Source organism: Streptococcus mitis (assembly GCF_023109105.1).
Taxonomy (GTDB): domain Bacteria; phylum Bacillota; class Bacilli; order Lactobacillales; family Streptococcaceae; genus Streptococcus; species Streptococcus mitis_BW.
In genome coordinates this window covers 1-8,669 of record NZ_JALDTZ010000027.1, presented here as the reverse complement: position 1 = coordinate 8,669, position 8,669 = coordinate 1, and the positions used below count along the sequence as shown (strand labels likewise).

The window sequence follows — 8,669 nt, the reverse complement described above, 5'->3', positions numbered from 1 at the left end:
TCATCATAAGTTAATTTCATAATAAAAACACCCCAAAAGTTAGATTTTTTCTGTCTAACTTTTGGGGTGCAGTTCAGTATTGAACTAACGTTTTTTTGTATACTTATTTTGATTTGATATAGTTGATACCATCTGCTTTTGGTGCGACTGCTTTTCCAAAGAAGGCTGCCAAGACAAGTATTGTCAAAACATAAGGTGCGATTTGAAGGTAAACCGCTGGCACTCCTTGTAGGAACGGCAATTGAGAACCGATAACAGCCAAACTTTGTGAAAGTCCAAAGAAGAGACTAGATAGCATGGCTCCGATTGGATTCCATTTTCCAAAAATCATCGCAGCAAGAGCGATAAATCCTGGTCCAACAATAGTTGTCACTGAGAAGTTAACGGAAATTGACTGAGCATAAATTGCTCCACCAATTCCACCTAGGAAACCTGAAATGATAACCCCTAAATATCTCATCTTGTAGACATTGATTCCCAAGGTATCCGCTGCCTGAGGGTGTTCACCGACAGAGCGGAGACGAAGACCAAAGCGAGTCTTGAAGAGGATAAACCAAGCAACGAATGAGAAGGCAATCGCCAAATAACCAAGTAGACTAGTTGACTTGAAAAAGATATCACCGATAACTGGAATATTCGCCAAGACTGGGAAATCAAAGCGTCCAAAAGTCTGACTTAGGTTGTCGGTTTGTCCTTTGTTATAAAGAACTTTAACCAAGAAAACAGCCAAGGCTGGCGCCATCAAGTTCAATACCGTACCGCTGACAACATGGTCTGCACGAAAATGAACCGTTGCTGCTGCGTGGATGATAGAGAAGACACCACCAACCAATCCTGCAACAAGTAAGGATAGCCATGGAGTTGCTGCTCCAAATTGTTCTGCAAATTCAAGGTTAAAGACAACTCCAGAAAAGGCACCCATAACCATAATTCCTTCAAGTCCGACGTTTACCACACCACCACGTTCAGAGAAAACACCACCGATACTTGTAAAGATGAGAGGTGCTGAGTAAATCAGCATAGAAGACACCAAGAGGGTGAGCAAGGTTGTAATAGACATCTTTACTTACCTCCTTTAACTTGTTTTTTCGGTTTGACAAAGCGTTCGATAAGGTAATGAACACTGACAAAGAAGATAATAGACGCTGTTACAATGCTGACAAGCTCAGACGGTACCTGCGCTGCATTCATACCTGGGGCTCCAACTTGGAGAACACCAAATAGGAAGGCTGCAAAGAGAATACCAATTGGTGAGTTGGCCGCAAGCAAACTAACCGCCATTCCATTAAATCCGACAGCTAATGATGCCCCTTGAACATAGACGTTCTGGAAGGTTCCAAGTCCTTCAACAGCTCCACCAAGACCTGCCAAGGCACCTGAAATAATCATTGATAGGATAATCGTCCGTTTAGCAGAAATACCAGCGTATTCTGATGCGTGTGGATTAAGACCAACCGCACGGATTTCAAAACCAAGTGTTGTTTTCTTGAGCACGAACCAAATAACAGCAACGGCAATGAGAGCAAAGAAAATACCGATATTCATCCGTGAGTTACCAGTCAACTCAGCCAACCAAGGTGTCTGATAGGTTGCATTAGCTCCAACACGAATAGTCGAATCTGTACTTTGCATGAAGTCTTTAGGAAAGGCATGGATAAAGGCATTTCCTACATACAAGACGATGTAGTTCATCATGATGGTTACGATAACCTCTGACGTCCCTAGATAGGCTCTAAGAATACCTGGAATCGCTCCGACAATCCCACCAGCAATTAAGGCAATTACGATAGTTGCTAGAATCATCAAGGGACGTGGCATATCTGGATGCGACAAGGCAAACCAACCACTGAGAATCCAACCTGCTAAAGCCTGACCAGGAAGTCCGACGTTAAAGAAACCAGCACGACTGGCAACGGCAAAGCCAAGACCAATCAAGACCAAAGGCCCCATGGCACGGAAGATTTCTCCAATCCCACGCAGACTACCAAAGGCTGTATAGAACAATTCTTCGTAGCCCCAAATAGCATCATAACCGAAGATCCACATGACAATGGCTCCGAGCAAAATTCCTAGGAAGACAGAAATCAAGGGAACCGAAATTTGTTGTAATTTTTTAGACATCACTCTTCTCCTTTCCCAAGTTTCCACCAGCCATCAAGACACCAAGTTCTTGCTTATTGGTTGTTTCTGGTGATACAATACCTTGAATCTTACCATCGTGGATAACGGCAATACGGTCTGAGACGTTTAAAATCTCATCTAGTTCAAAGCTGACAACAAGGACAGCCTTACCGTTATCACGCTCTTCAATCAAGCGTTTGTGGATATATTCAATGGCACCGACATCCAAACCACGAGTTGGTTGGCTGACGATAAGGAGTTCAGGATCTCGATCAATTTCACGAGCAATAATTGCTTTTTGTTGATTTCCACCTGAGAGTGCAGCCGCAGGAACAAATTCACTGGCAGCACGAACATCAAATTCTTCCATTAGCTTTTTAGCATAAGAAGTAATATTTGAATAGTTCAAAATTCCATTTTTACTATGTGGTTCTTTATAGTAGGTTTGAAGGGCGATATTTTCAGAAATCATCATTTCCAAAATCAAGCCATCACGGTGACGGTCTTCTGGAACGTGCCCTACACTCAACTCTGTAATCTGACGTGGGTGCAATCCTACAATTGAATCTCCTTTTAGCTCGATGCTACCAGATTCAACCTTGCGAAGGCCTGTGATGGCTTGAATCAGTTCAGACTGACCATTTCCATCAATCCCCGCAATACCAACAATCTCTCCAGCACGAACATCCAAGGACAGATTTTTAACAGCTGGGACACCACGGTTTTCATTGACCACCAAGTCTTTAATAGACAAGACAACTTCTTTTGGTTGGGAGGCTTGTTTCTCTGTTTTAAAGGAAACAGAACGACCCACCATCATTTCTGCCAAATCAGCATTGGTAGCTCCTGCAATTTCGACGGTTTCAATGGATTTCCCGCGACGGATAACTGTAACGCGGTCAGAAACTGCGCGAATCTCGTCCAACTTGTGGGTAATCAAGATAATTGATTTACCTTCTTTGACAAGATTTTTCATAATAGCCATCAACTCATCAATTTCTGATGGAGTCAAAACAGCCGTTGGTTCGTCAAAGATAAGGATATCAGCCCCCCGATAAAGAGTTTTTAAAATTTCTACACGTTGTTGGGCTCCAACTGAGATATCTGCTACCTTGGCAGAAGGGTCAACAGCTAAGCCATAACGTTCAGAAAGAGCCTTGATTTCTTTGCTAGCTCCAGCGATATCTAATACACCATTTTTAGTTAATTCACTACCTAAAATGATGTTTTCAGCAACTGTGAAGGCTTCTACCAACATAAAGTGCTGGTGAACCATTCCGATTCCCAAGCTAGCCGCTTTAGATGGTGAGTCGAGGTTGACGACTTGACCATTGACCACAATTTCACCACTGGTTGGTTCAAGAAGCCCTGCTAACATGTTCATTAGCGTGGACTTACCAGCCCCATTTTCTCCTAAAAGTGCATGAATTTCACCTTTTCGTAGGTGCAGATTGATTTTGTCGTTGGCAACAAATTCACCAAACACCTTGGTAATATCACGCATCTCAATGACATTTTCGTGTGCCATGTGCTCTTCCTTTCAGAGTCTTATTTTATTTCAATAAAACTTGCTAGTTTCTCTAGTAGCAAGCTTTACTGAGACAAAATGACTTTGTCTCAACTCTTAAAAAAGCGGCCGAGGGCCGCTTCCTAAGAAATGACTTCCATCCATTATTTTTCAGGAACTTTTACGCTTCCATCAAGGATTTTAGCTTTTGCATCTTCAACAGCTTTTTTACCTTCTTCTGAAAGGTTTGTTACTGCCAAGTCAACCCCTTTATCTTTCAATGAGTAAACGATCACTTGACCGCCAGGGAATTCACCTTTTTCTGCCTTGTTAGCAATATCTTTTACAGTTGTACCAACTTGTTTCAAAGTAGATACAAGAACGAAGTTTGATTCTTTGCCATCTTTAGAAGTGTACTTACCTTCTGCTACTTGGTCACGGTCAACACCGATAACCCAAACTTTTTCACTTTCAGAACGGCTTTCGTTGAGGGATTTTGCTTCTGCAAAGACACCAGCACCTGTTCCACCTGCTGCTTGATAAACAACGTCTGCACCAGCTGCGTATTGTGCTGCTGCAATTGTTTTACCTTTAGCAGCATCACCAAATGAACCAGCGTAGTCAACTTGTACTTTGATAGATGGATCTACTGACTCAACACCAGCTTTAAATCCAGCTGCAAAACGTGAGATAACTTCAGACTCAATACCACCTACAAAACCAACTTGTTTTGTTTTAGTTGTTTTAGCCGCTGCAACACCCGCAAGGTAAGCAGCTTCGTTATCAGCAAATGTTACGCTAGCAACATTCTTTTGATCTTTAATCACATCATCAATCAAGACATAGTTCAAGTCAGAATGTTCTTTAGCTGCATCTTTAACCGCATTGTTAAGGGCAAAACCAACACCGAAGATCAGGTTGTAACTTCCAGCCGCTTGTTGTAAGTTGTTAGCGTAGTCAGCTTCACTTGTTGATTGGAAGTAAGTGAAACCTTTATCTTTTGAAAGATTGTGTTCTTTACCCCAGTCTTGCAAACCTTCCCAAGCTGATTGGTTGAATGATTTATCATCAACACCACCAGTATCAGTTACGATTGCTGCTTTTGTCTTCATATCAGAAGATGAAGCTGCGTTACGAGAAGAGCGGTTACCACATGCAGCAAGGCCAACTGCTGCTACTGCAACTAGACCAAGGCCTAGCCATTGTTTCTTGTTCATTACTGAACCTCCTAAATAAGATGTGCAACGATGTTGCAAGTATGGATTGGTTGGCCACAAGGACCGTGCCACTCAGAGAGCGACTCAGACTAGTTTAAGTCTGTAAAAGAGTATGGAAGTAATTCCCCGACCGTCATCTCGACCGTCGATTTATCTTTTGCGACTAAAGTCACTTTTAGATCTTGTTCAAAAAATTCAGCCATCACTTGGCGACAAGCACCACATGGCGAGATTGGTTTTTCAGTTTGTCCATAGACAATCAATTCTGAAAACTCTCTTTGACCTTCAGAAACTGCTTTAAAAATCGCTGTACGCTCTCCACAGTTGGTCAAAGAATAACTAGCATTCTCAATATTGACACCTGTATAAATACTACCATCTTTCGCTACTAGAACAGCTCCGACTGGAAAATGAGAATAAGGCACATAGGCTTGTTTGCTGGTTTCAATTGCTAGTTCAATTAACTCAGTAGTCGCCATCTGCCAATTCTCCTTTTAAAATAGCTACCCCAGCTGACGTTCCGATACGAGTCGCACCTGCTTTCACGAAGGCAAGAGCATCTTCATAAGAACGAGCTCCACCGGCAGCCTTAACACCCATCTCAGGTCCAACTGTTTCACGCATTAATGTAACATCTGCTACCGTAGCTCCACCAGTTGAAAAGCCAGTAGATGTTTTTACGAAGTCAGCTCCAGCTTTTTGGGCTAATTGACAAGCTACAACTTTTTCTTGGTCTGTCAGCAGGCAAGCTTCAATAATAACTTTCACTAACTTGTCACTACTTGCTTCAACGACTGCGCGAATATCCGACTCAACCAAGGCCAAATTACCTGATTTGAGAGCCCCGACATTGATCACCATATCAATCTCATCTGCACCATTTTGGATAGCTTCTTTTGTTTCAAATGCTTTCACGGACGAAGTTGTTGCTCCCAAAGGGAAACCTACTACTGTACAGACCTTGACATCTGCGCCTTCAAGCCCTTTTTTGGCATGTTCAACCCAGGTCGGATTAACGCAAACACTGGCAAAATCATACTCTCTAGCCTCAGACAACAAACAATCAATTTGATTTTCTGTTGCATCTTGTCTTAAAAGCGTATGATCGATATATTTATTTAATTTCATATTCGGATTCCTCTATGTTTATGAGATAATTTCGATAATTTCTCTTAAACTCTGTACTCTATCATTTATTTTAACATATTTTTGAAAATCTGTAACTAGCTGAGGAGAAATTTTCCCATTTGTGTATACTTTTGCAACAATTTCTCCCTTTTGAACGGAATCTCCAACTTTCTTTTCAAAAACAATTCCTGTTTCATAGTCCAAGGTATCAGATTTGACTGCACGACCAGCACCCAGTCTCATAGCATAAAGGCCAAATTCCATTGCTGGAAGAGCTGAGATAATACCCGTTTCCTGAGCAGGGATTTCCACCACATGGGCTACATTGACAGGACGATAAAGGTCTCCCAAGTCACCACCTTGGGCTTGGACCATCTCCTCAAACTTAGCCAGCGCTTGACCATTTTCAAGGTGTTGGCGAACTTCTTCAACTGTTTTATTTACATTTGCCAGGCCAAGCATAATTTGAGCCAATTCACAGATGAAGTGGGTAATATCCTGACGGCCTTGTCCTTGTAAAATCTCCAGTGCTTCAAGGATTTCCAAACGATTTCCAATAGCTCGTCCCAAAGGTTGGCTCATATCCGTAATCACTGCTACCGTCTTTCGACCAACGGCCTTACCAAGTTCTACCATGGTTTGAGCCAGTTCACGCGCCTCATCAACCGTCTTCATGAAGGCACCCTCACCGACAGTTACATCTAGCAAAATAGCATCCGCTCCTGCCGCAATTTTCTTGCTCATCACCGAACTCGCAATCAAAGGAATCGTATCGACAGTTGCGGTCACATCACGGAGCGCATAGAGAAGCTTGTCAGCTTTGACCAGCTGGTCTGATTGCCCAATGACAGATACACCAATGTCCTGTACCTGACGAATAAAATCCTCTTGACTACGTTCTACTTGATAGCCCTTGATAGACTCCAATTTATCAATTGTTCCACCTGTATGACCAAGACCACGACCACTCATTTTTGCCACAGGCACACCAAAACTAGCAACAAGGGGAGCTAAAATCAAGGTCACCTTATCACCAACACCACCAGTAGAATGCTTGTCAACCTTAACCCCATCAATAGCGGATAAATCAAACTCTTGCCCAGTCTTGACCATCTTCATGGTCAAATCAAAGATTTCTCTAGTTGTCATTCCTTTAAAATAAACAGCCATAGCAAAGGCAGACATCTGATAATCAGGAACAGTTCCTGACACATAGCCTTCGACTAACCACTCAATTTCACTTGAAGTTAGTTCTTGCCCGTCTCGTTTTTTTTGGATTAAATCAACTGCTCTCATTCTTTCACACTTCTAAGGATGTAGTATCCCTTATCTTTTTTGACAATCTCACAATTGCCAAACACATCTTCCATCTTAGACTTGGCACTTGGAGCCCCTTGTTTTTTCTGTATAACGATTGTTAAATCGCCACCAGTTTCCAAGAAATCTTTACTTTTCTCAATGATTTCATGAACCACTTGCTTGCCCGCACGGATAGGGGGGTTGGAAATAACATGGTCAAAATGTCCTTCAACTTGTTCATAGATGTTGGACTGGAAAATCGTCGCTTCTACTTTATTTCGTTCAGCATTTTGTCGTGCCAAATCCAAGGCACGATTGTTGATATCGACCATGGTCGCCTGAACTTCATAAGCCTTAGCTAAGGACAAGCCCAAAGGTCCGTAACCACAGCCTACATCAAGGACAGTTTCTCCTTGGTTGACCTCAAGACACTTGAGCAAGAGTTGACTTCCAAAGTCAACCATTTTCTTGCTAAAAACACCCGCATCTGTCAAAAAGGTCATTTTTTCTCCCAACAACTCCGCTCTCAACTCATGAATGTCGTGAGCAGCGTCAGGATTTTCTGCATAATACATTTTACTCATGAAACTATTTTACCATAATTTGACTCAAATTGTAAATCGTTTACAAATTGATAATAAAACGAAAAAGACTGAAGAAAGCTAGTAAGTAAAACCTTTTCTTCAATCTCTTTCAACACTTATAAATGAATGATAAAGCATTTAGAACTAGAAATATAATAGTCAGGATAAAACAAAAAGTTTATCATCTATAATCAGGCGCATTTTTATTACGATTGCTTAACCTTACAATACTTTATTATCAACAACATTCCCAACAAAATGTTTAAATAAAAGCCCAACTGATAAGTTTTCGTTAGGATTTCCCAACTTGTCCAAAGTCGTATCAAATCTTCTATTGACATGCGGAAGAAATAACCCTCTGTAGCAATCCATAGGACTAAAAAGAAATAACTACCAGCAGCAAGCCATTTCGTCCACCGCTTTTTTAGGAAGAAAGCAATCAAGAGCGAACAGATAAAGACAACTGTTATAATGGCATGTTCCATCAAAAAAGTAAAACCGTAATAGATTTCCACAAAACGTCTACCATTATCCGCATTCGCTCCTTTTATAAAAGGTAGAGCAAAACTTACAATAAAACAGAGCTCCAATATGTAACCTTTTAAGATTTTCATAGTACACCTCCTATAAGTTGTGAACTAAAAATTCTCCTTTATTAGCTTATAAATCAGTGGAATCTATCCCCTACTTCATCATTAAATTGTTCAGCCTCTATCTATCTCTATTATACGATATTAGCTAAATTCCCAAACTAAGTTCCATCGCTAATTCAAGTGGAAGTTAGTCTGATAAAAACCCTAAAAACCAGTGGCA

The 8,669-nt window shown here is 41.4% G+C and carries 9 protein-coding genes; all 9 read right to left on the bottom strand.

All coding sequences use genetic code 11. The features are described 5' to 3' along the window. Positions 1–103: 103 nt before the first annotated feature. Positions 104–1,060, bottom strand: coding sequence for an ABC transporter permease (locus M1F37_RS09785; protein ID WP_247935667.1), 957 nt, complete (start codon positions 1,058–1,060; stop codon positions 104–106). Positions 1,061–1,062: 2 nt separating this feature from the next. Next, entirely contained in the window at positions 1,063–2,121 is a 1,059-nt protein-coding gene (locus M1F37_RS09780) for an ABC transporter permease (RefSeq protein ID WP_247935666.1), read from the bottom strand. Next, the gene (locus M1F37_RS09775; RefSeq protein ID WP_247935665.1) at positions 2,114–3,649 is read right to left on the bottom strand and encodes an ABC transporter ATP-binding protein; all 1,536 of its coding nucleotides are present in this window, start codon (positions 3,647–3,649) and stop codon (positions 2,114–2,116) included. The genes M1F37_RS09780 and M1F37_RS09775 overlap by 8 nt, the downstream gene beginning before the upstream one ends. 143 nt (positions 3,650–3,792) lie before the next feature. Beyond that, positions 3,793–4,845: a BMP family lipoprotein gene (locus tag M1F37_RS09770; RefSeq protein ID WP_247935664.1), complete on the bottom strand. Its 1,053-nt coding sequence runs from the start codon at positions 4,843–4,845 to the stop codon at positions 3,793–3,795. An 89-nt stretch (positions 4,846–4,934) separates the two neighbouring features. After that, positions 4,935–5,324, bottom strand: a complete 390-nt coding sequence (locus M1F37_RS09765) for a cytidine deaminase (RefSeq protein WP_247935663.1) — start codon at positions 5,322–5,324, stop codon at positions 4,935–4,937. After that, on the bottom strand, positions 5,311–5,973 hold the full coding sequence (deoC, locus tag M1F37_RS09760) for a deoxyribose-phosphate aldolase (RefSeq protein WP_247935662.1): 663 nt from the start codon (positions 5,971–5,973) through the stop codon (positions 5,311–5,313). Before deoC ends, M1F37_RS09765 begins: the two co-directional genes overlap by 14 nt. 18 nt (positions 5,974–5,991) lie before the next feature. Continuing rightward, a complete protein-coding gene (locus M1F37_RS09755) occupies positions 5,992–7,269 on the bottom strand; it encodes a pyrimidine-nucleoside phosphorylase (protein WP_247935661.1) in 1,278 nt (425 codons plus the stop codon). Further along, the gene (locus tag M1F37_RS09750) at positions 7,266–7,856 is read right to left on the bottom strand and encodes a class I SAM-dependent methyltransferase (RefSeq protein ID WP_282184513.1); all 591 of its coding nucleotides are present in this window, start codon (positions 7,854–7,856) and stop codon (positions 7,266–7,268) included. Before M1F37_RS09750 ends, M1F37_RS09755 begins: the two co-directional genes overlap by 4 nt. A gap of 206 nt (positions 7,857–8,062) precedes the next feature. Continuing rightward, on the bottom strand, positions 8,063–8,470 hold the full coding sequence (locus tag M1F37_RS09745; protein WP_247935660.1) for a hypothetical protein: 408 nt from the start codon (positions 8,468–8,470) through the stop codon (positions 8,063–8,065). Between the last annotated feature and the right edge of the window lie 199 nt (positions 8,471–8,669).

What these genes read in the sequence shown, in the direction of transcription:
- M1F37_RS09785 (WP_247935667.1), bottom strand. Translation starts at nt 1,060, where the DNA reads ATGTCTATTACAACCTTGCTCACCCTCTTGGTGTCTTCTATGCTGATT.
- M1F37_RS09780 (WP_247935666.1), bottom strand. Translation starts at nt 2,121, where the DNA reads ATGTCTAAAAAATTACAACAAATTTCGGTTCCCTTGATTTCTGTCTTC.
- M1F37_RS09775 (WP_247935665.1), bottom strand. Translation starts at nt 3,649, where the DNA reads ATGGCACACGAAAATGTCATTGAGATGCGTGATATTACCAAGGTGTTT.
- M1F37_RS09770 (WP_247935664.1), bottom strand. Translation starts at nt 4,845, where the DNA reads ATGAACAAGAAACAATGGCTAGGCCTTGGTCTAGTTGCAGTAGCAGCA.
- M1F37_RS09765 (WP_247935663.1), bottom strand. Translation starts at nt 5,324, where the DNA reads ATGGCGACTACTGAGTTAATTGAACTAGCAATTGAAACCAGCAAACAA.
- deoC (WP_247935662.1), bottom strand. Translation starts at nt 5,973, where the DNA reads ATGAAATTAAATAAATATATCGATCATACGCTTTTAAGACAAGATGCA.
- M1F37_RS09755 (WP_247935661.1), bottom strand. Translation starts at nt 7,269, where the DNA reads ATGAGAGCAGTTGATTTAATCCAAAAAAAACGAGACGGGCAAGAACTA.
- M1F37_RS09750 (WP_282184513.1), bottom strand. Translation starts at nt 7,856, where the DNA reads ATGAGTAAAATGTATTATGCAGAAAATCCTGACGCTGCTCACGACATT.
- M1F37_RS09745 (WP_247935660.1), bottom strand. Translation starts at nt 8,470, where the DNA reads ATGAAAATCTTAAAAGGTTACATATTGGAGCTCTGTTTTATTGTAAGT.